Annotated in this window: 24 protein-coding genes; 11 read left to right on the top strand and 13 right to left on the bottom strand. The window is 61.9% G+C overall.

What is annotated here, in order from left to right; genetic code table 11:
* Positions 1 to 196 precede the first annotated feature (196 nt).
* Positions 197 to 1,873, bottom strand: a complete 1,677-nt coding sequence (locus tag ToN1_RS23515; protein WP_169205638.1) for an ATP-binding protein — start codon at positions 1,871 to 1,873, stop codon at positions 197 to 199.
* Complete coding sequence (locus ToN1_RS23510; protein ID WP_244860871.1) at positions 1,870 to 3,246, bottom strand: cyclic di-GMP phosphodiesterase; 1,377 nt, start codon at positions 3,244 to 3,246, stop codon at positions 1,870 to 1,872. Before ToN1_RS23510 ends, ToN1_RS23515 begins: the two co-directional genes overlap by 4 nt.
* A gap of 835 nt (positions 3,247 to 4,081) precedes the next feature.
* Between ToN1_RS23510 and ToN1_RS23505 the strand changes: the two genes are divergently transcribed.
* The gene (locus ToN1_RS23505) at positions 4,082 to 4,693 is read left to right on the top strand and encodes a response regulator transcription factor (RefSeq protein WP_169205639.1); all 612 of its coding nucleotides are present in this window, start codon (positions 4,082 to 4,084) and stop codon (positions 4,691 to 4,693) included.
* 366 nt (positions 4,694 to 5,059) lie between these two features.
* Here ToN1_RS23505 and ToN1_RS23500 read toward each other — a convergent pair whose 3' ends face one another.
* From ToN1_RS23500 to ToN1_RS23470, 7 genes are all read right to left on the bottom strand, one after another.
* Positions 5,060 to 7,756: an NEW3 domain-containing protein gene (locus ToN1_RS23500; RefSeq protein ID WP_210147917.1), complete on the bottom strand. Its 2,697-nt coding sequence runs from the start codon at positions 7,754 to 7,756 to the stop codon at positions 5,060 to 5,062.
* A 55-nt stretch (positions 7,757 to 7,811) separates the two neighbouring features.
* Complete coding sequence (locus tag ToN1_RS23495) at positions 7,812 to 8,618, bottom strand: fimbrial biogenesis chaperone (RefSeq protein WP_169205560.1); 807 nt, start codon at positions 8,616 to 8,618, stop codon at positions 7,812 to 7,814.
* 9 nt (positions 8,619 to 8,627) lie between these two features.
* Positions 8,628 to 9,092 carry a hypothetical protein gene (locus ToN1_RS23490; RefSeq protein WP_169205559.1) on the bottom strand — a complete coding sequence of 155 codons (465 nt, stop codon included), beginning with the start codon at positions 9,090 to 9,092 and terminating at the stop codon, positions 8,628 to 8,630.
* 50 nt (positions 9,093 to 9,142) lie between these two features.
* A complete protein-coding gene (locus tag ToN1_RS23485) occupies positions 9,143 to 9,646 on the bottom strand; it encodes a hypothetical protein (RefSeq protein ID WP_169205558.1) in 504 nt (167 codons plus the stop codon).
* A gap of 332 nt (positions 9,647 to 9,978) precedes the next feature.
* Positions 9,979 to 10,596 carry a response regulator transcription factor gene (locus tag ToN1_RS23480; RefSeq protein WP_169205557.1) on the bottom strand — a complete coding sequence of 206 codons (618 nt, stop codon included), beginning with the start codon at positions 10,594 to 10,596 and terminating at the stop codon, positions 9,979 to 9,981.
* A gap of 387 nt (positions 10,597 to 10,983) precedes the next feature.
* Entirely contained in the window at positions 10,984 to 11,271 is a 288-nt protein-coding gene (locus ToN1_RS23475; RefSeq protein WP_169205556.1) for a hypothetical protein, read from the bottom strand.
* Positions 11,268 to 11,657, bottom strand: coding sequence for a hypothetical protein (locus tag ToN1_RS23470; RefSeq protein ID WP_169205555.1), 390 nt, complete (start codon positions 11,655 to 11,657; stop codon positions 11,268 to 11,270). Before ToN1_RS23470 ends, ToN1_RS23475 begins: the two co-directional genes overlap by 4 nt.
* 74 nt (positions 11,658 to 11,731) lie before the next feature.
* Here ToN1_RS23470 and ToN1_RS23465 point away from each other — a divergent pair, with 74 nt between their 5' ends.
* A complete protein-coding gene (locus tag ToN1_RS23465) occupies positions 11,732 to 12,178 on the top strand; it encodes a hypothetical protein (RefSeq protein ID WP_169205554.1) in 447 nt (148 codons plus the stop codon).
* Between the two features lie 122 nt (positions 12,179 to 12,300).
* Here ToN1_RS23465 and ToN1_RS23460 read toward each other — a convergent pair whose 3' ends face one another.
* Complete coding sequence (locus ToN1_RS23460) at positions 12,301 to 12,801, bottom strand: hypothetical protein (protein ID WP_169205553.1); 501 nt, start codon at positions 12,799 to 12,801, stop codon at positions 12,301 to 12,303.
* A 588-nt stretch (positions 12,802 to 13,389) separates the two neighbouring features.
* Here ToN1_RS23460 and ToN1_RS23455 point away from each other — a divergent pair.
* The 3 genes from ToN1_RS23455 (at position 13,390) to ToN1_RS23445 (ending at position 14,838) form a co-directional block, all read left to right on the top strand.
* On the top strand, positions 13,390 to 13,656 hold the full coding sequence (locus ToN1_RS23455) for a type II toxin-antitoxin system MqsR family toxin (RefSeq protein WP_280516657.1): 267 nt from the start codon (positions 13,390 to 13,392) through the stop codon (positions 13,654 to 13,656).
* Positions 13,657 to 13,692: 36 nt separating this feature from the next.
* Entirely contained in the window at positions 13,693 to 14,094 is a 402-nt protein-coding gene (locus ToN1_RS23450) for a type II toxin-antitoxin system MqsA family antitoxin (protein ID WP_169205552.1), read from the top strand.
* A gap of 375 nt (positions 14,095 to 14,469) precedes the next feature.
* A complete protein-coding gene (locus tag ToN1_RS23445) occupies positions 14,470 to 14,838 on the top strand; it encodes an integration host factor subunit alpha (protein ID WP_169205551.1) in 369 nt (122 codons plus the stop codon).
* A gap of 385 nt (positions 14,839 to 15,223) precedes the next feature.
* Here the strand turns inward: ToN1_RS23445 and ToN1_RS23440 are convergent, their stop codons facing one another.
* A complete protein-coding gene (locus ToN1_RS23440; protein WP_169205550.1) occupies positions 15,224 to 15,784 on the bottom strand; it encodes a phasin family protein in 561 nt (186 codons plus the stop codon).
* 216 nt (positions 15,785 to 16,000) lie between these two features.
* Here ToN1_RS23440 and ToN1_RS23435 point away from each other — a divergent pair, with 216 nt between their 5' ends.
* Positions 16,001 to 16,615, top strand: a complete 615-nt coding sequence (locus ToN1_RS23435; protein WP_244860870.1) for an H-NS histone family protein — start codon at positions 16,001 to 16,003, stop codon at positions 16,613 to 16,615.
* Positions 16,616 to 16,707: 92 nt separating this feature from the next.
* A complete protein-coding gene (locus tag ToN1_RS25055; protein ID WP_425305841.1) occupies positions 16,708 to 16,875 on the top strand; it encodes a helix-turn-helix domain-containing protein in 168 nt (55 codons plus the stop codon).
* An 83-nt stretch (positions 16,876 to 16,958) separates the two neighbouring features.
* Here ToN1_RS25055 and ToN1_RS23430 read toward each other — a convergent pair whose 3' ends face one another.
* On the bottom strand, positions 16,959 to 18,113 hold the full coding sequence (locus ToN1_RS23430; protein WP_169205549.1) for a hypothetical protein: 1,155 nt from the start codon (positions 18,111 to 18,113) through the stop codon (positions 16,959 to 16,961).
* A gap of 107 nt (positions 18,114 to 18,220) precedes the next feature.
* Here ToN1_RS23430 and ToN1_RS23425 point away from each other — a divergent pair, with 107 nt between their 5' ends.
* Both ToN1_RS23425 and ToN1_RS23420 read left to right on the top strand, forming a co-directional pair.
* Positions 18,221 to 18,475 (top strand): helix-turn-helix domain-containing protein, encoded by a 255-nt coding sequence (locus tag ToN1_RS23425; protein WP_169205548.1) that lies wholly within the window; start codon positions 18,221 to 18,223, stop codon positions 18,473 to 18,475.
* Positions 18,476 to 18,991: 516 nt separating this feature from the next.
* A complete protein-coding gene (locus ToN1_RS23420) occupies positions 18,992 to 19,384 on the top strand; it encodes an antitoxin Xre/MbcA/ParS toxin-binding domain-containing protein (protein WP_169205547.1) in 393 nt (130 codons plus the stop codon).
* Between the two features lie 389 nt (positions 19,385 to 19,773).
* Here ToN1_RS23420 and ToN1_RS23415 read toward each other — a convergent pair whose 3' ends face one another.
* Complete coding sequence (locus ToN1_RS23415) at positions 19,774 to 20,268, bottom strand: helix-turn-helix transcriptional regulator (RefSeq protein WP_169205546.1); 495 nt, start codon at positions 20,266 to 20,268, stop codon at positions 19,774 to 19,776.
* A gap of 283 nt (positions 20,269 to 20,551) precedes the next feature.
* Here ToN1_RS23415 and ToN1_RS23410 point away from each other — a divergent pair, with 283 nt between their 5' ends.
* Together ToN1_RS23410 and ToN1_RS23405 are read left to right on the top strand one after the other, a co-directional pair.
* Positions 20,552 to 20,818, top strand: a complete 267-nt coding sequence (locus ToN1_RS23410; RefSeq protein ID WP_169205545.1) for a hypothetical protein — start codon at positions 20,552 to 20,554, stop codon at positions 20,816 to 20,818.
* A gap of 525 nt (positions 20,819 to 21,343) precedes the next feature.
* On the top strand, positions 21,344 to 21,529 hold the full coding sequence (locus ToN1_RS23405) for a hypothetical protein (RefSeq protein WP_169205544.1): 186 nt from the start codon (positions 21,344 to 21,346) through the stop codon (positions 21,527 to 21,529).
* The last annotated feature ends 347 nt before the right edge of the window (positions 21,530 to 21,876 follow it).

Below are 21,876 nucleotides of genomic sequence, written 5' to 3'. Positions count from 1 at the left end.
GTAATGGCGGTACGAAACCACATGCCGTGCGCGTTACGATGCCAACGCCAGTGCAGTTATCCTGACCCCAGATACTGAAGCGTTTGCGCTCTGTCCCTTGCACCGCAATGCCCGGCGGTCGAGTGTGATGAGAGCGGCGACAACCGTGAGCTGGGCTGCCCGCAGAGAAAAGGGGAACCGAGGTTTGCCCACGCACCTACTTGGACTCCGACGACTCGGCGGTGACCGTCCGCGGCAGGACCACGCGAAACACCGTTCCCTTGCCAAGTTCGCTCATGACGTCGATGTGTCCGTGGTGGCGGTTCACGATTCCATAGGACAGCGATAGACCGAGACCGGTACCCTTGCCCACAGCCTTGGTGGTGAAGAACGGCTCGAAGATTCGGCTCAGATGCTCGGGCCGGATGCCTTTGCCCGTATCTTCAATCGCAACCCAAATCTGGTTCTCGTCGTATCCGGTGCGCAACGTGATCCGACCATGATCCTCGATGGCGTGGGCCGCATTGACCAGCAGGTTCATGAAGACCTGGTTGAGTTGTGAAGGGAAGCATTCAATCTGGGGAAGTTGCGCGTACTCCTTGACCACGTCGGCCTTGTACTTGATCTCATTCCAAACGACGTTAAGCGTACTCTCCAGACCAGCTTCCAGACTTGCCCACTCTCGTTCGGCCTTGTCAACATGAGAGAAATCCTTGAGGTCCTGGACAATGCGCTTGACACGCTGCAATCCATCGAGTGATTCGTTCAGGAGGTCACCGATGTCGTCACGCAGGTAAGCCGCATCGATTTCCTTCTTGATGCATACGATTTCTTCCAGCTGCTCCGACGTCAGATCAAGCTCAATTCGCTCGTACGCGCTAAGCAAACGCAGCAAGTCATCCGCGTAGCGCTGCAATGTCCCCAGGTTGGAATTCACGAACCCGACCGGATTGTTGATCTCGTGGGCGACTCCGGCTGCCAGTTGACCAATCGATGCCATCTTTTCGGACTGGAGTAGTTGGTTGTGCGCCTCCTCGAGCTTGCGAATCAAGGTCTCCTGATGAAGCTTTTCAGCCTGCAATGTGGTATTCGCTTGCTCGAGTTCGGCAGTCCGTTCACGCACGCGATCTTCCAGACGGTCACGCGACTCCCGAAGAGTCTCTTCGGCACGAATGCGTTCGGTGATGTCGCTGTACCCATAAACCCGGCCCACGATCCGTTCGCCGATATATTGCGGGTGAGACTTGCACTCAAACACACGGCCGTCAGTCAAGCGAAGCAGATCCTCGGTCTCGGCGGTATCGACGGTTGCCCGCAAGCGTGCCCGACACAAGTCCGGCTCCATCACCTTTGCGGCAATGAACTCGAGAATTGCCGCATCGTTTCGCTCCAGCAATAGTGCGTCGGGAATCCCCCACATGCTGCTGAACAACCGATTCATGTTGGTAATATTGCCCTGCCAATCGATAACAAGAATTCCGTTACCGGTCGATTCGAGGGTTGCCCGCAATTGAGACAGTGTCTGCTCAAGCGTGTCCTCGACCTTGCGTTCGTGCCTCGTATCGCGCGCCAGCACAAGCATTAAAGGAAGGCCTTCGTGGGCGACGATGCGAATCGATTTCACCACCGACAACATGGTGCCGTCGGCGCACTGATACAGGCCTTCCTGCCCCTCGATCTCTTGATGCTGCCCGTTGTGTGCGTCCTCCCAATAGAAGACGTCCTGCAATGAGCTCTCGATGTCGGTAATCGACATGGCGACGAGATCTGCACGCGAGTACCCAAGCATCTGCGTTACAAGCTGGTTGCCCATCATGATTCGCAGGGTGCTCGGATCCACCAAGAGCATCATGTGCGTGCAGTGATCCAGCATCAGTTCTGCAAGGCTGCTCATCGGGCCACCGTATCCTGTCCAGATTTACCGGCGTCAAAATAGTAGCTGACGCGCTTGCGCGGGCTGAGATAATTGTAAATCTCTAGCGGCACCTGCGCAGGCCGGATTGCCTTCGCAATATTTAGATCCTGCTCGCGCGCCAGATCTGCCAGTATCGCTTCCTCTTTTGGAATATTCGCATCGTAGATCACGATGACGGGCTTCATCGGCTTGGCGGTATTAACCGTGGCCACCATCGCGATCACACCGTTGGATAATTGAACGATGGTCCCGGGCGGATAGACCCCGAGGCATCGAATGAACGCTTGCAGCATGCGAGGATCGAATTTCGCCCGCAACCTCGCGAACATCGTCGAAAGCGCCTCATGGGGCGTCAGTGCGGCCGCAAAATCTACCGGATTGCACAGTTCGTCATAGTAATTCGCTACGGCAACGATACGTGGCAATACCCCTATTGCGTCACCTTTCAGGCCGACAGGGTAACCGCTGCCATCAAAGAGCTCATGGTGTTCGCCAATGATCGCCAAAGCCGACTTGGAAAGCTGGAGTCGTCGACCGAGTTCCACCCCGTAGTGGCAATGCATCTCATACAGCTTACGCTCCGGCGGAGTAAGCGGTTCAGTCTTCATTAATATTCGATCTGGAATTTCCTTGCGCCCAATGTCATGCAGCAATGCTCCCATACCCAGTGCGCCAAGAGCTTCCTGAGGGACCCGGAGATCGCGGGCAATCATCATCGATAGCATCGTGACGTTGAGGGAATGAAAATAGAGCTCCTCACCTCCTGTCCGATCCCCCATCACATGGATCGCCAATTCCGGGGCGCACAGGATTGAGTCCGCAATCTGGGTGACGAGGTTCGTTGCGTGCTCGACCGTCTCCCTCGGATGCGAGTACAGGTTCTTCTCGATGTCGCGAATGGCCTTCGCGGCACTGACGAATGCACTCTCCACACGTGCAGCAGCCTCGCGCTGAATTCGAATGCGCTCAACGAGAGCTCGCTTTGCGGCAAGCGCTGGCAAGATAGCCGCATTCACGGTTTGGGAGTCCGCAGCCGACTCTTCCATATCCGTATCGGGGTCAGCCGGTACGCGCGGGGTTGTGATCGGCGCCGCGTCCGTGGACGGTTGCCGTGCAGCCATGTCGCTCAGCGCCGGGTTATACCGAACGCTATTCAATCCCAGACTACGGATCTCCCTTATTTGCTCTTCGGACTTAATCTTGAACTGACTGAAGGCAAAGGGATGCTGAAACCAGTTGAGATCGAGCATGACATATAGACCGACCCGCAACTGATCCATCGTAACCGTGTTATTTTCGGGCATGAGTGATCCGGCATCGATCTGTATTGATGACCGAACGGCAAGGAACATGCGCACGGGTCATGCCTTGGCACTTCAGGTCAGGGGCGTCCATGAAGGCATGAACCGGTGTCGCATCGCGCCTACCTGCTGATACCGACCGCGTCCTCCCCCCGCATACCGCAGGAATATCCAGGAAGATGGCGAAATTTGAGACCGCTCCCTCAATCATCGTGTCAGAGCTCTATGTTGACTTTCACTCGGACGTTCTCCGCTACAAAGGGGAATGTGTCCGTGTCGCAACTTCTAATTGGCATATGCTACCAGTAGCCCGCCCGATGCGATGCACCGACGCGAAAGATTACGCGAAGTCTTCGGGTGCCGACCAATGATTCTTCTCCGTTGCCATGTGTTACCTGTACGTTCAAGCTCGCGTACCTTCGATATGCACTGCGGCGACGCACGCCCCCCCAAGAGCGGATGGGTGAGGCACCTTGAGGCAGCAAGCGGCTTTCTACCTGGTCGCGGGCCGATTTCGTCGTTCTGCGTGAGGTGCTACGCGCGTATCGCCACTGAAAGCTCGCGGCATGCGGTCACAGACCCGCCGCGCCTCAGAGGATTGGACGCGCAAGGGTGAACGCGATGCGTCAGGCCTCACCCAGGATGAGGCGAACATCGGTGATTGCATGCATCCTGGCACTGCCCGTTTCCGTGTTGGTGCGCCGCCCCACAGCGACGGCGCCTCACCGTCAGCCGCCGCACAAGCGCCCCCTCTTCCGGGCCACGGCAGTATAGACAACGGCGTATCAGCCGATAATCCGTTAAACTGCTTGTCGGTCTAGGTGCTTTCACGTAGACGAATGACACGCGCAAGGGCGGCGTACCCCTGAGACCTCAAAGTTGTTCGATGTTTATGGAGCAGACGGTTTTCATCGTCGATGATGACGAGTTTGTGCGGAATGCTGCTCGACGCGCGTTCCGGTCCGCAGGGTTTGAGGTCGACACCTTCGACGGTGCGGAGTCATTCCTGGGTGCTTACGAAGCGCGTGACGAGGCGTGCCTTGTTCTCGATCTGCGGATGCCGCGAATGGGCGGGCTCGAGTTGCTCGAACGTATGAAGCAGTGTGGCATCGACCTACCGGTAATCATTTACACGGGAAACGCGGATGTTCCCGTCACCGTACGGGCGATGCAGGCGGGTGCTTTCGCCGTGGTTGAGAAACCCTTCAGCGACGAGTTGCTGATCGAGCACGTACGTGCGGCCATCGCTGCCAATCGGACTCAACGCGCCCGCAGAACTCAGATCATCAACGCACAGAAACGGCTGAACCAGCTTATTGAGCGCGAGCGCCAGATCGCGAAATGCCTCGCCGATGGGCTTACTACGCAGTCCGTGGCCGATCGCTTCACCATCAGTCCACGCACCGTGGAAGCCCATAGGGCGAACCTGTTCCGCAAGCTTGAGATCGGATCGAGCGCCGTACTCGCGCAAATGGTTTTATTGAGCGAATTGGGCTAGGCGAGAGCCTGCGTCTGAAGCTGCTGAAGATCGGCGCACTGGTGAAGATCAGCGTGTGTCGCATCCACATCAGCATGGCGACCAGCCATCCATTTCAAATCGCGTGGCGTCTTGCGCGGGCGCGCCTTGTGCCGGGTTGATCCGCCTGGCGCAGCGCCGCGGGTTGTTGATCAATCGCGACGTCGCGCGAGGCCAATGCTTGCCTGTCGGGGAGACACTCCACCCGCCATGCGCCATCAGAGGCAGAAAATTCCTCCCGCCGACATCCAGAGCGACCGCTGACTCCGCTGAGCGTCGCGGCTGATCGAGCGGCTCCGCCCGATAGCGCCTTTGCTCCGGGCTGGCCGGGCGGGTGAGAAATGCCGACTAGGGCGCGTTCAGTGCCGACACATTTGGAATCATCCTCATGCGTCTTGTTCTGGGAAGAAGCCTGAAGTCGACCGGCGTCTCTTCGCCGCTCCGGACGTCGAGCTGGAATTGCAGCTGCTCTGCCTGATACTGGCTGCCGGGCGGAAGCGAGCCCTCGTCAACGCTTACCAACCATTTCCCGGGGGGAAGTCCGTCGATCCGGAACCGCCCTTCGGCGTCGGCAAGGCGCCGGTATTCCAGCTCGCCCCGGCGAACCATCACCAGAGCACCGGGCACGCCGTCACCTTCGGCCATGGGGTCGGCGTCATTTCCGCCCCTGCGATAGGCCTGCGATGGCATTTCCACAACTGGCTCGTAGCGTCGGATCTGCCCCTTCACCGAGCCCGGAACGACGAACTGGATCTCCTGGTAGTTGTCGCCGTCCGTGCGAACCTCCATTTCGCGAGGAAACGGCGTGAGCGGCACCTTGCCCGCGGCCCCGCCCGCCCCGGCCAGCGTCAGGTAACGTCTGCCGGCGCGTGCAGCGTCGTAGCGGAAATAGCCTTGTTCATCAGTCATGACGATCGCTCCATCGAGGCTGAGAGGGACGTCCTTCAACCCGGCGCCCGTTTCCGCATCCAGAAGCCGGCCCGCGACCGGAGCTACGTCCGCGCGACGGACGATCGGAACGTCAAACGGAAAGCTGACACTGAATTGCGCGTCGGTCTGGTGCGCGAATCGCCCTGAGGTACTGCGCAGCAGCAGGGAAATGGTTTGCCCGCCACGCAGGGTCTGCTCGAAGCCCAGCATAAAAAAACGGTTCGCGTTCTCCGCCACGCTGCGCTGCAGATTCAACTGCAGCCGCGCCCGTTCCCACAGCTGGAAACTCGCACCTGCACCGGCGCTGGTATTGACCCGCTGCCGCACGGCGGAGTACGTGTTGTCGTCGCGAATGAGGTACAGGTTGTAGAAATGCCGCTCGGACGGATTCAAGTACAGCGACAGCAAGGCGAGTGATGTCGCGTAGCGTCGGTCGGACAGACAATCCTCGGTCGTTCCGAACTCGCCGCTGGCGCTGAGGCCCCAGTTGCCCGCCCCGTAGGCCCCATTGAGCCTGACGCTCGGATGAAGCAGATCGACGTTCGGATCGCGCCTCAGATCGCGCTTACGGCGCAGGAGCAGGTCCGCGGAAGAATTGATTCCGGCGGCAAGCGGGAACTCAAGACCCAGTGAGAGCTGTGATTCCTCCAGCGCGGGGCGTGTGGCGATGCGTTCCAGGTTCATCCGCTGCCACAAAACCGATGCGCGCAGCCCCCAGTCCTCTCCGAGTGGGTAGTGTCCGGATACGCTGACCAGCGCCTGATCACGGTAGTAGCCTGCGAAGCGGGGTCCGGCATACAGGGCCGTGGCGCTGTAGCGCAGCCCTCCGCGCGAATCGAACAGGTATCCGCGCACAGCCCGGTCGGGTGTCGCGCCGTCGCTGGAGGCAAGCTCGGTTTCGGCGGAGAACGCGGCTTCCTGTCGAACGGCCCGTAAGCTGTATATATTGGCCTCCCGCTCGCCCGATTTGGCGAGATAGTTGAGACTCAGGCGGGAGGCCGGCGACACCGCCCGGCTTGCACTGACCCCGAGCTGCCGGTTTTCCGTTCGGGTGAAGCGGTCGCCCATCTCATAGAGTTCGAAACCCCAATCGTCCGACATGACCTTTGCCTGCGCACCGCGGCCGTAGCGCCCGTACTCCGTCAGCGGCGTCAGTCCATAGGTGAGATCGCCGACTCCCGCCGCCACCCCTTTGCCGCTATATTCGAACCGGTACTCGTCCCAAGCGCCCAAAGCGCTCGCCTGCCGCGCATCAGGCCCCCGCAGGAGAATATTGATGCGGTGCGCGCCGGCTTCGTCCACGGCCCCGGCGCTGGTCAGCTCAGTCTGCCATCCGCCCGCCCGCTTGCCGTCCTCGTCCCGCGAAAGGAAAGAGAGCTTCACACGCCCGGGAATCGTGCGGTAGAGCCCCTCGCCTCCGCCTCCTAGCGGAAGGAGCTTCACGACTCGCATCGACTGGGTGGACAGCTCCGTGTCAGCGGAGACGGTCAGTGTCAGTTGGTCGAAGCCGGGCCGGGCCAGGGCTTCCGTGCGGACCTCCAGCGCAACTTCACGCGATTCCCGCGGCGCGAGTTCCAGCCTCCCCTGCGCAGGATCCACCGGATGGCCGAGCGAACTGCGCGCCTGGAAGTTCACGACGACCGGCGCGTTGCCCGCGTTTCGTACGACGAAAACGGCGCGGTACGGCTGGCCGGAGACGACCGCATCCGGAACGTCGAGCGCGGCAGCTTCCAGACGTCGAACGGCATTGACCCGTATGTTCACCGCGTGATGCGCCGACACCTCGGGCTGTCGGCGGTTCCGCGCCGTATAGCGCACCGCGTAGTCGGTTGCCGACGTACCCTCCGGAATGACGAAGGTGACGAAACGCACCGTCGATTCGCCCGGCGCCAACGTAAATGGCGCATCGGGAGTAACTGCCCGCCACCCCGCCGGCAACTCGAGGGTCGGCTCCAGGTCCTGCGGACGAGCCGAATCATTGGCAACCTCGAATGCGAGGGTCACGACCCCGCGCGGCTCAAAGGAAGCGAGTTCGTAGTCTACGGCACGCACTCGCAGCCCGCCGGCCTGTGCAAAGACCTCGGTCCAGCACAGCAGCAAGAGCCACAGGAACACGCAGAGGTGAGATGCCGCGCGAAACGCCCCTGCCCCCGGACGGAAGACCGCGCGCTCAGTGAATCTCGATTTTGAGTTCGGTGCCGTACAGATCTTCCTTTTCTCCGTCCGCCACGATTAGCGCCCTGTATTGCCCGGGGGGAACGTCGCTGATGTCGAAGCGGGCGCGCACCGAGGTGCCGGGATAGATCCGGTGTTTTTCCCCGTCGATCTTTGCTTGTGGGCGCCCTTGGTAGGTGTACAGTTCCAGCCAGAAGCGCGAACGGATCCAGCGCTCCCCATTGTTCGCGACATCCACGGAAAATAGCCTGCGTCCGTCCTTGACGACAGTCATCGGCCGGGCAAAGGCCAGTTCGGGTTCGGTCCCTTGTCCAATTTGAGTGACAATCTGTACGGCGAAGCGGACGACCTGGGCGAGCTGCACCGCGCGCTCTTTCGGCGCCGACACGGACTCTCCGCGCGACAGCGGCTCCACCATGACCATGCTCCAGTAGGTGCCTTTCAGACGCGCATCTTCGGGAACCCGGACTTCATACGGGGCATGGACGGTCTGCCCCGGCGCGATGCGGAACTGCGGCTGCCCCAGACGGATCCATCGGGCGTTGGAGCGCACGAGGCTCCCCGGCTCGGCGTAATCGTTCCGCCCCTCGGCATCGAAGCGGTAATCGGTCTGGTAAAGCTTGACCTCGACGGGCTCCGGCCCGGGATTGCGAATCACAAGCGTGCCGCGATACGTTTCGCCGGCGTGTGCGATCCTTTCCTCGGATAGCGTGCCTTCGACATTGATCCCTGCCTGGGCGGCGGCGGAGAGGAGGCACACTACTGCAACCCACGCCCGGATTGTTCGGCTCAATCGTGCCATGTGCTCCGCTCAGTAAATCGAATAGATGAGGCCGGTGGAGTAAGTGCCCGGTGCCGTGCGCACGGAAACCCCTTCGGTCCTGAGCTGTATCTGGATGCCGGTACGGTCACCGGTTCCGGTGAAAAAAAACTGCGGCGCGCCGTTCGCCGCGACGTACGCCGCGCCCCCCGAGATGCTGCCGCCGCCGATGCCGTCCGAGGTTCTTCGTGCGGCGAGTGCGACGCCTGCGGGCCAGTTGATATCGCTACGGGAGAGCTGGACCGTCCAGCCGGCACCGAGGGTATTCGTGATGTCGAGCGTGACGGATGAGCTCTCGATGGGAGTGCGCACGTCGCTGCCCGCCCCCGCCGAGAGATCGTTGCGGTCTATCGTCTCGAGCCAGCTTCCCGTGACGCCGATGTCGACGGCCTGTGCAAGCGGTGACGCCGCTAGCAGTACAAGCGCGCTCAGCCCCCCCGCCCGCAGACAATCCATGAAGCGCCCCGTCCGACAGGCCCCGGTCCGCCGGTGCAATCGCACCGCCGTCAGATACCCGCCGCGATGGTGAAGGTCACGGTCTTGCTGGCCGACGTGACCACCCCCGCCGCTGTGGTCGCCTCAAGCGAATAGGTGATCGTCTTTCCACTTTCATTCAGAGTGGAGATGCCCGTTACTGCGTCAACCGCTACGGCCCCCAGGGTCACGGCCCCCGCGGAAGTGGCCCCGGTCGGCGCCGCCAGATTGGCCTTCAGGGTCACACCGCTCGGCATCGCGGTATCGATCGCGGCGGTGATCTTTCGTGTGCTTTGGTTCGTAGTGATCGCGTAGGTCGTTGTCGCGTCGCTGACCGCGGTCGGCGCCGATCCCGCGGTCGCCGAGCTGATCGTCAGCGCGCCGGGGTTCCCCGACACCGACAGTTCGTTGATTGCCGTCACCTCGTAGGTCACGGTTTGCGTTGCCGTATTCGCGGCGAAGGCGGCCCCGGCAAGGCCGGTCATGGCGAGGGCGAGAGCGAGTTTGCGTGCGCCTTGAATCCTGTTCGTATTCATGATGTTCCTCCGCGTGAACGCGATTGATGGTCGTGGGGCTTGATGCCTTGAATCCGGTCTCCGGATGCGGAAACCCTGTCGGCGCCTAGACCATGAATTGCCTTTGACATCTTATTGCCGGCAATTTGCATATGCAATTAGTCTTGGAGCGTCACGACTAAAGATTATCAGCAGAGGAATGCGATGGATATTCGCAGCACCATCTACGGGTACGCGTAGAAACACTTAGTTCCACGGCGGCAGCGGACCGCTCCCGGATGCACGCAATGGCAATCCCGGACGGATAATGCGGGGCAAAGCGGCGCGACGGCTACGTGTCGCAGGGGGAGCGATTATTCGTCACCCAAGGCGGCCCAAAGCACCAACTGGGCAAGCGCGGCGGACGCGGAGATTTCCAGCTTGCGGAAAAGGTTGGCGCGATGAGCCTCGACCGTCCGCGCACTGATTCCCAGCCGGGCTCCGATCTGCGGCGCCGAGAGCCCGTCGGCAAGACACTGGGCGATCTCCCGCTCACGTTCGGTCAGGCCCCCGAGTTTGGCCCGCGCCGCGGCGATCGTCGCATTACGGGCGCGCCGTGTGCGGCTGCTGGTGATCGCCTCCCGCACCCGTGCGATCAGCAGTTCGTCGCTGAATGGCTTCTCGACCACCGCGAACGCCCCCGCCTGCATCGCGCGCACCGTGACCGGCACGTCCGCGTTGCCGGTGTAGATGATGACCGGGAGGTCGACCTGCTCTTGTCGCAGGCGTTCGAGCAGTTCGAGGCCGCCAACTTCCGGCATTCGCAGATCGAGAATGAGGCACGCTTCGTCGCACGGTCGGTAACCGGACAGAAAAGCCGTGGCGCTCTCGAAGGCCTCGACGCGAAAACCCGCGGAGCGGAAGACCCGCTGGGCCGCATTCCGGAACGACTCATCGTCATCGACGATGAATACCGACTGTTCGCTGATCATCCAATTATCCCTGTGCATACCTCGGCCATCTCTGACGCCACGTTTGCCGCAGTGTTGCACAGGTAGATCTACGTATGGAACTCCGAAATTTTTCGGATCACGCGGCAGCCGGTCTCGCTTCGACGCCACGGCCTTGGGCGACAGATTGCGAGGCAGGACCACTCGGGACACCGACCCTTTTCCGAGCTAGCTCCTGACCACGATGCATCCATGGTGTCGGTTTGCGATTCCGTAGGACAACGAAAGGCCGAGTCCGGTCCCCTTGCCGACCCAACCCTCTCTGCTTAGGGTTTTGTCATAGCGTTCAGCCGCAGCTTCACGACCCCAGATTCAGATGCGATAGTACCCACGTATTTCATTGTTCTATTTAGGCTTTTCCATGCCGCTCTAAATATGCCCAAACCGTAAACCTGCCGACCAACCTCCCGAATTCTGCGGCGTTTCTTGGAGGCCAACCGATGCGCGCCTCAGTTCTTCACCCGCTGCCGCGCCCTGCCCTTCGCCACCATGCTCGCGTTCCTGCTCTGCGGCGTGCGCAGTGCCGTGCAGGCGGAGCTCGACGGCTTCTTCGCCCTGCTCGAAAAGCGCACCCGGTTGCTGAGCGTGGTCACCGCGCAAGCCTTCTCGAAGGCGCGCCACCAGATTCGTGCCGATGTCTTCGAGCGCGTCAATCACGCGCTGCTCGCACTCGCCGGCGAAGAGATCGGCTTCGCCCGCAGGTGCGGCCTGCGCGTGGTCGCCGCCGACGCCTCCTCGACGTCGCAACGCATGCAGAACAGGATGTCGCGGTCGATGATCATCGGCACCAGCCACGCGCTCGGATAGCCGCGATCGAGCAGCACCAGATCGTCGCTGGCCATCGCATCAAGGTGCTCGACGAGCTTCTGGCGTTCGTCGCACACCGGCCCGTCGAGGGTGAAGCGCTCGACGAGTTCGCGATCGGGCAGGAACAGGCCGAAGGGCACGGCCTCCTTCAAGTAGCGCACGCGGCGCTTGGGGTCGAACAGCGTCAGGTGAGCGTGCGAGGGGTGGTGCGCCGCTTCATGCGTTCCGGACAGCATAAGGCGATCATCACCTTGTCACCGCCCGGCGCGCGCGATGCGGCCGACTACGATGTCCGCGCACCGCGCCGAGCGTGCGCCTGATCCGTCAAGTCACGCCCGAGGGCAAAGTGCGCGTGTTGATGACCTCACGTTTCGATGCCGAGCGCTTTCCCGCCGAGGCCTTCGCCCAGCGCTGGCGTATCGAGGAGGCGTTCAAAAGTCTCAAGCACCGCCTCAGCCTCAAACATACCGGCGGCCTGTCCTGGTTCGCCGCCCGACAGGACTTCGGCACCAAGGCCCTGTGTGACAACCTCGCTGCGCTGGCCGCGTGGTGCGCCGCCCGCCGCCACCTCGAACCCGATGCGCTCTGGCGCATCAACCGCACACTGGCCTTCACCGTCCTGCCGCGCGCACCGTCGCCGAGGTGCTCGCCGAGATCGCGCTCAACCTCCGAAAATTCGCCCCGGAACGCCAACGATCTCGCACCCCTCGCGACAAACTCCGCAAGTTCCATGCTTACAAGCCCGTGGTATGATTAATGCTTGCGCCCAGAGGATTGAGGATGAGCCTGGGCTAGCGGACGGTACTTCGGACCCTGCTTGGCTTCGCCGCTGATTCGCGTCGGTCCGGCACGCCTTGCTTCCGCGCAGGCGATTCAACGTCAGTTGAGCGCCGGATCCTCAAGCATATCCAAGGTCAAAGCGATCTCGGTCGGCGTATCGACGAACAGCACGCTGCACACTTTTTTTGCACCACACATTACTGCTTCCGCGAGTTCGCGCACAAACGCCCGATCATCAGATTCGGTAAACAGGGGAATTGTGATGGTCCGTCCGGCAAGCTTTCCCGGATCGGACAGGATTGTGCGCACAAGTTCAGGAAGTGGACGTCTGCCTTCCGGTACGGTGCCAAACTGGGCTGAGGGGGTCGAGGACGACGCCGCGCTTGAGGGGGCTGCCGACTCCTCGAGTCCAAGGCGACAGTGTACATGCGACCCCTTTGTATACCAGCATATCCAGGTCGCCTCGCCTGACGTGGGGGCCTGCGCCTCTGCGCCTGTGGCGGCGAGGGCCAACATCAGACCGGTCATCAACCGTTTCACCGGTATGACGCGGATCCATTGCGACTCGATAGTCGACTGCAGCAGGGACAGGAGTTTCATAGTGACCACCAGTACGCGATACCGAAGGGTATTCGGAACGCATGCAGGTAGAAATTCGCAAAGTTTCGTGACGTTCTGCGTAGAAGTACGTACACCCCCACTCCCGCTCCGGTCACTATGGAGCTGTGATTCGTGCGAAGCAGAGGCATCGAAGGTGTAGTCGTTCCCGTCCTCGTTACACCGCCCTCCAACGTTCTCTCCGCCGCTTTGGTGGAGTCGGCACGTCAGACACGGGGGACGTTACGAAGTCGTCTCCGGAAACTGCGCAGAACCAGCGTCGCTGGCGCCTACGTGATCGTGCGCATATTGGTAATTGCGAGTCCGATGTCGAAGTCAGATTCGTCGGTAATCATCGAAGTTTGGCGAAGTTTACGACATTACCGCGCATATTCACGCGTCGCTGCCACGTGATTCCCACCCGAAGCTTTCACCGGTAACGGCACGATATGTAGTGAAGTTTCACCCGAGCGAAAAGCGCAAACTGGGGTCGGCGCAGAAAACGGAGAACATCGTCCGCTCAACTGGAACCGCCGAAACCCCCTTGCTAACCAACTTGCCTAATATAACCAACTAGGTTAGTATCCGCCAATGGAGAAACGAACCCCGCACTGCAAGCTGGCAGTGGTCAAAGCTTTGGTCGAGGCGGGTATGGTGCGCACGACCCACGCGGCGCGAACTGGCGCGAACGAGTTGGGGCTCGAGTTTTCCGACATGCTGGCCGTGGTGATGGCACTCACGCCAGCGGACTTCTACAAGAGCATGACCACCCACGCCGATCATACGCTCTGGCAGGACGTGTACCGCCCAAACACGCGGGCGGGCGGGCGACGTGTACCTGAAGCTGACAGTCATTGATGACGTGCTGATCGTGTCCTTCAAGGAGCTATGAACATGAAATGTCCTGTGTGCGGCGCGGCGGAACTGATCCACGACACCCGCGACCTGCCCTACACCTACAAGGGCGAAACCACCACCATTGTGGCGGTGACGGGCGACTTCTGCCCGGCCTGCGCCGAGTCGGTCCTGGACGCAGCGGAATCGGATCGCGTCATGCGCGAAATGCGCGCCTTCTCGAAGCAGGTGAATGCGGCCATTGTCGATCCCAGCTTCATCGCCAACGTGCGCAAGAAGCTCGCGCTTGACCAGCGCGAAGCCGCCGAAATCTTTGGCGGCGGTATCAACGCCTTCTCGCGCTACGAGAACGGCAAGACCAAGCCGCCGCTGGCCCTGGTGAAACTGCTCAAGGTACTGGATCGTCATCCCGACCTGCTCAACGAGGTCAGAACCGCCTGACTGTCTCGAAACTCGCCGTTCTGCGCTTCGCCCAGCGAGAACGGTTTTCGAGAATACTCCTGCCACGTTGGCGCCAGGTTGAACTTCTCAGCATGGCTTCTCGCAGACCATCGTTTGCGAGAAGCCCTTGCCCTACGATTTTTCCCGTTTTCTGTGGGGCCCCTGATAAGACACATTCTGGGCGCGCTGACGTGTAACGTCTGCAGGCAAGGGGCGTGCGCGGGCTGCCTTGCACACTTCCGCGCTCATATTGGCCGTATGCCGTCACTAAAGCGGCTGTTTCCGCGACGACAATGCTGCGTAAACTCGGCCATGACCAGGCATCGACTGTGATGCGCACTCGCCGTCTTTCCAAACGGCACGAGCCGCCCCACCATGACCCTGACCAAGGCCGATCTCACCCAACGCATCGCCGACGCCATCGGTTTCAACAAGCGCGAAGCGAACGAAATGGTCGAAGCGTTTTTCGAGGAGATTGCCACCGTGCTCGCGGGCGGAGAGGAGGTCAAGCTGTCTGGCTTTGGCAGTTTCCAGTTGCGCCAAAAAGTCGCACGCCCGGGGCGTAACCCGAAGACCGGGGAAACGGCCGTGGTCCGCGCGCGTCGCGTCGTGGCGTTTCGCCCCAGTATCAAGCTCAAAGGTGCGGCGGGCACCGGCAAGCGACCGTCAGACGGAACCGGCACGGCGGCGGCTACGCATCGCGCGACGCACGGTGCCGAGGGCGACATCGAGGAGTTCGTTTAAGTCCTTGCGGCGCCCCCGTGCCGTGATGCCGAAGATGAGGTCTCTTTGACAGCCGTTGTGCGGACCGCCGGCACACGGCACCTGGCCGGCCAGTGAAAAACGCACGTTGAACGCGGCGTTCGCGCGCGCTTTTCGAAGCGCATGGCGGTTCTCAGCGCCGGCGGGGTCGATTTCGACCGTTTCACCGCCAAATTCGAGCCCGCTTCGTGCCTCATGTTCGCCTTTCGGCACCCTCGGGACGGATTCGCCCTACGCATGCTTGGCATCCCACCCTCGCATTGAGCCTCGGGAATGCACGCACGGACAAAAAAATGCCGCCCGGTCTTTGTCAGGGCGGCAGTATCGCGCGAGCGAGCCTGTTCAGCTCAACCCATGCGGTATGCGATCAGGCAGACTTCTTGGACGCCGCCGCCTTGCGCGACGCGCCCTTGACCGCAGTGCTCGCTGCCGTCACGGTCGCTTCGGCGATCTCGGTCGCTTGCTTGGTCGCCTTGCTGACGCTGTCGAACACGCTGTTGGCGGCGTCGACGGCCGACTTGAAGGCAGCGAACAGGGCTTCGGAACCCGCCGGAGCGGACTCGGCGGCCTTGTCCAGCGCGTCGGTGAAGGTCTGGTTCAGCTCAGCAACTCGCACTTCGAAAAGCTTCGCGATGTCCTGCTGGCCGTCCGTTGCGATTTCATACACGCCGCGACCGTAGATGACCGCCTTGTCCAGCATCGGTTGCGCCAACGTGCCTTGCAAGGCCACCAGATCCTGCGGGCTCTTGACCGCGAGCACGGTCTTCGTGGCGGCAACGCTGTCTTCCAGCACCGCGCGGGCGGTGTTCAGGTTCAGCTCGGTCAGGCGCTCGAGCTGGGTGAATGCATTGTTGGCAAGCGTCGTCAGGATTTCCACGCTGGCTTGGTTGGCGGAGGCGAACTGCTCGCGGGCGGCAAAGGCGTTCATTGTCAATTTCCTTGTGAGATCGGTCGCATCGTCAATGGCACCCGCATCGGGAATCCGGGCGCGTTCGTCATACTGCGCTGCAGTATAGGACCGGCGTCGATCAAGTCAACCGCCTGTTGCGGCGCAAAAAGTGAGACTTGCGTGTAAAGATCCACGCCGGCGCATTGACCTGCGTTCCGCGATCGCCATGGTGCGGAAACCGGCCATGTGACAGACATGACCACCTTCTCCAAGTGCTGCGCCGTCGTTCCTGTACCCGTGGCATCATTGGGATTCTCAAGTACCCCACCCGCCGAAGCCTCTCGGACCGATATGACCCAGAATCTCCGCCGCTACACCCTCCCGCAGCTCAAGCAACTCAGCGCCCGTATCGCGAAGGAAATCACCAGGCAGGAGTCGGCGGGGAAGGCGTCGATGCTCAAGCAAATACAGAAGATGGCACGTGAGCACGGCTTGTCGCTCGACGAACTCGTCGGGCCGTCCGGCAAAATTCAGACCAAACCGGCGACGGCCCCTACGAAGGCCATTCCCGCCACACGAGCTCCCTTGCCGGCAAAATATCGGCATCCCTCCAACAAGGAACTCGCTTGGTCCGGGCGCGGCCGCCGGCCGCTGTGGGTCGAGGCGTGGCTCGCGAACGACGGCGCGATGGAGGCGCTCGCCACCGCCACGCAGAAATTCGGCCAGCGGCAAGCCAAGCTCGAAGCTCCCGTCGAAAGCCGTCCGAGGGCAAACGCGGCCGTGCCGGCGGCAGGCGCGCGGACCGATGCACCGACTCCCGTGGAGTACGCTCCCGACACCCTCTCCGCTCAACGAGACGCAAGCCTGTGACCGCCAACACCCCCGCGACGAAACCGCGGAAACTGCCTGCGCTGCGCTTCAAGAGCGGCGATGAAGTGCGAGAGTTGCGAAAGAAACTCGGAATGAATCAGTCCGAATTTTGGAGCAGATTATCCGTCACACAGTCGGGCGGCTCTCGCTATGAAGCCGGGAGAACGATCCCGAGTCCGGTGCGCCTCCTGTTACACCTCACATACGGCACGGACAAGCAAGCGGGGGATCTCCTGGCGTGGCTGCGCAACAAGGGATAGCGCGCCGACAAGATGGATGCCGGCCCCTCCGCGGACGAAGCGGCGAACGTTGCATCAAGGGGCTTGGGTCTATAGCGACCGATTCACACCCCCAGCGGCTCGACAAAGCCCTTCTCGCCGATGCCGAGAAAGACGTCATACAAGACATGGCTGAGTTGTGAGCGCGGATAATTGTTGTTACGAGAGCCAGGCTCGAGCGCCCAACCCTCCGTTCTCGCTCGATCAGCCCAACGCTGACATTCGCCGACAAAGTAGTTCGCAGCGTGGCGCCGATTGGCCCGCTTGCGGACCACAAAATCGGATGTCGCGTGCGCACCTGCCCGGAGAATCCGAAAACACTGTGCCACTGAGAAATCACGGAGCAGATCTCTCAAAAGCGCGTCGGTGGCGACCTCGGGAGCGTCGGGCAAGCCCCCCTGCATGAGGCAAAAGTCCGCGAATTCTTGGCATTCCGCGAGGGCAAGCATCAGTCGCAGATCACCCAGCGCGTTGCGCCACGTGTCCGGCCATTCTCCACAAGCGGCCGCGTGTTCGATCTGCTCGACGAGCGACATCGGAGACGGGGCCAGGATGCGCCAGTACGTCACGTAGGGATAGGCAGGAAGCTCTACATCCGTCGCGCTGAATGCCTCGACGGGGGATTCCATATCGGGGGCAATCACTCGCGCCGCGACGAGCGACGACAGGAGTTGGCTCCCGAGCGGCCCCGCCGGGGCGAGCGGCACGGCCGAGTAGCCGACCGCCCCGACGCTCCCATTGGCTATCCAGCCGCCACAGCGCACAACGGTCAGCAAAGCGACCGCCTCGGCGAGGCGCAGATCATCCGGCGTGTGCACGCGTTCGGCATAATTCCAGCGCGCACGACAGTACGCCTCGTTCGCGGCACGTCGCTGCATCGCGTCATGGTGCAGCCCTTCGATGGCGCGGTCCACGCGGACGGTGCCCTCGCAAAATTCCGCCACGCGATGCGCACCCGCGGAGCCGCGGACGCTGCCTTCGCTCGCCGGTGCGCCGGGACGCGATCGGCACCCCTGGATCAAGGGGGCTGCGCACGCAACCCATTGCCGATCAGGCAGGCGTTTGGGGGGCAGCAGGCGAGAAAGCTGACTGGGCGCGCAGGGGATTTGAAATTCAGTGAGGAGGTCGATCACCTGCTCGCCGGCGTGGTAGCGGTCGATAAGGGCCGTCAGCTGTGCGGCATCCAGATGCGCAAGCCGTGGATCGATCTCGAAGTTCATGGGCGGTAACGAAAGGATCGAAGACGGGCCGCACTATAGGGGACACGCCCCTACGCTGTCACTCATAGAGCATGGCCCGATAGTGCGCGAGTTCCTAGCATCGCGCCATGCTGTCGACTGTCGCGCCGTCGTCTCGCGATCCCCTCCTCCTTTTCGGACAACGGCTGGCCACCCTGCGCCGCGCGCGCGGCGGGTCGCAGGAGCGTCTTGCGCTTGAAAGTGGGCTCGCCCGCAGTGACCTGGGCGGGGTCGAACGGGGACAGCGCAACATCGCACTGCTCAATATCCTGCGCCTTGCCGAGGCGCTCGAATGCCCGCCTTCCGAGTTGTTGAAGCTCGACCCTGATCGTCTCGCAGACTAGCTGGCGCCCCCCTTGGCGCAAGCGGCCTGGCGTCTGCGCGTAGTCGATAGGGGGGTGCGCGGAGAACTGTTTGTCCCTCTGGAACTTGGGCTACGGCTATTGTGTGGTTGTATGTGCCAAGGCGAGCCGAGCGGGCCCCGCAAGACAACGAGTGACGGGGATCTTGTCTCGACAGCGGCCATCGGAAGAGCGCGAACCATTGCAAATGTCTTCACATAAACAATAACTTATCTTCTCGATCTCGGAACGTCTCGACTCGCGGCCAGGCAGCGACCCCCGCGATGCCGGCACAAAGCTCGCCCCATCGGCACACGCCACCACACAATAGCCCCACATCGCAGACGCGGACGCGCACCGCAATCTGTCGCACCACCCCGATGCGGGGAACGTTCATGTAGACTGGGACGCTCGGCCCGCCTCGTATTGCCTCCGATGTCCGTCACCCCTGAGCCCCACACGGATCGCCGTCGCTCGCCGGCTTCCTGCGAACCGGGAACGCTGTTGCGTCTCGATCCGATGGACAGGATCCGAGTCTTGCGTGCCGGCATCGAGTCGGTCGTGCTCGTGGCGATCGCTCACGCGACCGGTCGCTCGCCCCCCGAATTGATCGACCTGTTGCAACTCATGCCTCCCTCGCCGGGCACCACGTTCCGCAAGGGCGCCCGGCTGACGACCGAGCAGAGCGAACGCGTGCTTGCCTTCTTGCGACTGATTGAGCGCGTCGAGGCGATGGTGACGAGCGGCGGCGACGACAGAGCCTTCGACGCGGCCCGTTGGCTGGGCGACTGGCTCACCACGCCCTGCCCGGCGCTGGGCGGGCAACGCCCCGCCGTCCTGACGGACACGCTCGAGGGGTACCGGGTCCTCGACCACCTGCTCGCGCAAATGCTATCCGGTGCCTACGCGTAGCTCGACCACCCCGGCGAACGCGCCGCCGTCCTCCGCTCGGGCTCTGTGCCCCAAGCGCCGCGCGATCCCGAGCATTTTTCAACGTCGGCCGAATTTTCCCCGGAAGTGTCGAAGCAAAATTCCCCACCCTGTGTTTGCGGTGATCAGCCGATTGGCCCACATTACCCGCACAGGGCACGATCAGCGTTGCGGACGGGCTCCCGGACCGAGCGACTCCGACGATGGCGACCCCGCTTCGTGGCTGAGCAGCTCAAGGTGACCATCCCGCCAGCCGGCCACCACCCGTCCTGCTGCGACCGCATGACGGGCAGCCCGTTGCGTGGCGACCCTCGCCAGTCGAATGATCTCCTCCAGTGGCAAGTCTGAAACTGAAACCTTCGGCGTGGCGCTCACGGCCTCTCCCTGAGTGCTAGACCGGGGCTCGCGGCAGTTGCGTCCGCGCCGCTCGCCCGCTCCTTTGCGCCGCACCCTGCCATGGCCACCGCAATCTCCTCCAGTGATCGGTCGAGCGTCTTTGCGAGCCTGAGGCACAGCGACAGCCGCGGATCCTCCGTCCCGGCTTCGAGGCGCGCCAGAACCGCTTCGGGAATCGCGCTCAACACGGCCAGGTTGCGCCTCGACAGCCCCTGCGCGAGTCGCAGGAAAGTCAAACTCCCGGGCTCCGACAGCACGGGGGCCAAGCGCTTTCTGGCCTCGCTTAAAGCGCGCCGCCGTGTCGGATCGGCCTCCAATTCCCGCGCCCGCTCACGCACGTCGCGCCAACCCGGCCGGATCGGCCGCGGGGGCGTCACCTGGGATCCTTCGCGCGTCATCACAACAATCGGCACGGCCCCGGCCGAGGTGTCGCACCCGGCCGCCGTGCCGAAAAACCTAATGCCCTGCATCTCTCGTCCTCCGCTCCACAGGCCCCCCTTCAGCGCACCATTATCGACCACTGGGCGGCTGCGCAGTGGCGGCGCGGCAGCTTGACATTATTGCGCTACTGACAGGCTCGTATGGATACGCGCCCCTCACCTGTCAAAATCACCCGCGCGCAAAACGCAGGTGGTCCGCAAGGGATTCACTGCTCTCCTCCGCACCAGCGCGCACGATACCGCATCTTTGTCGCAAGTCGCGCACGGGGCCCCCGCGAAGCGCCGTTAACGACTGCGTGACCGAGCGAGTCCCTTGGGTGTCGGCACCCATCTCGATGAGGAAATCGTCGCCGAGCAATCAATATTTGGACGTGATCAACCCAAGTTCAACTGGAATGCAAAATTAATCGAGCGCGGCGATCTCACTCCTCAACTCGCTGCTCATTGCGTCGCTCAGGGATGGCCTGCCGTGTGGATGCTGATCCGTCAATACGTCGTGCTCATGGCCGACATGTCCGTCGACAACCAAGCAAACCCCCTCCAACCGCTCTTCGTCCAACAGGTGAAGGGCCGTTACTGAAGGTGGGCACGTCCAAAAATGAGGGCTGAGGGCCGTCCGAAACGCACCGAAAATCTCCCGCCAACGCACCTTTCTCGCCGTCCCATTAAGACCTGCGATTTCCGATACTTGCTCGCACCATGCAAACGCGACCCGCCGAAAGGCCGCCAACGAGATTAACGCGAAGGCCCCCCAAGCGGCTGTCGTCACTCCTTCGTCGCGGGGCCAACCGAGGATCTCTTTCCGCAGACAAAGCGACTGCTTACCAGCGGGTCGATACCCGAACATCTCCTCGAAATGATGGCGCCAAAGCAAAAAACCAAAGACCTCTGGACAGATCTCTGGGGGCGCAAACATCTCCTGCCATATGCCCCACTCAATATGTACGCACCGAGCGGCGAACGCAAAGCATCGCCGATGGCGTCGTTGTAGCGCCCTTTTGAAGTGCCGCCGTAGTGCGCGATAGAGCATTATGCGGCGCAGCGTCTCATCACCGCTCACCGCCGGCATGAGTGCGTGATCATCAGATTCGCTGCGAGGCGGTACGTGATCGAAACGCTCGGCAATGTGCAAGTGAGGGAGCGCATTGGATTCGGCGCAGACCAGGGGGCGCAAGCGGGTGAATACGAGAAAGACCCCTCGACGCCTTGCCACGTCGTCCATTTCACCTTGGCAGCCGACCTGCCAATCTTCGAGACGCGGCCATGTAAGCTGCAGCATGTCGATCGCTGATAACCACTTCATTATCCGCGCGTAGGGCTCAAAGGAGGAGGCCGCCAATGGCAAATAGTGGCGGACGATAACGGAATACGGTTGTCTTCCATAGTAGGCCCCACAAAGCGGACAGCGGAACGGCGCAGCCATGCTGAGCCTGGTCACAGCATAACGAGGCGTCGGTTCGCCACAATGCGGACAAGCCGCGTGCAGTGGCTCATGGTGTATTGGACACGCTTGTAGGCCGTCGATCTGACAGAAAATGGACTGGTAGCCTTCCGAAAGGCACGAGCGGCAGAAACGAAAATAGCGATCGGAAGCGAGTGAGGTTGCCCAGCGACTTGAAATCCGGTCGAGGCCGGATT

Source organism: Aromatoleum petrolei, from assembly GCF_017894385.1.
Classification (GTDB): domain Bacteria; phylum Pseudomonadota; class Gammaproteobacteria; order Burkholderiales; family Rhodocyclaceae; genus Aromatoleum; species Aromatoleum petrolei.
Note: the sequence above shows the minus strand (reverse complement) of the source record. Positions and strands in the feature narration are given on the sequence as shown.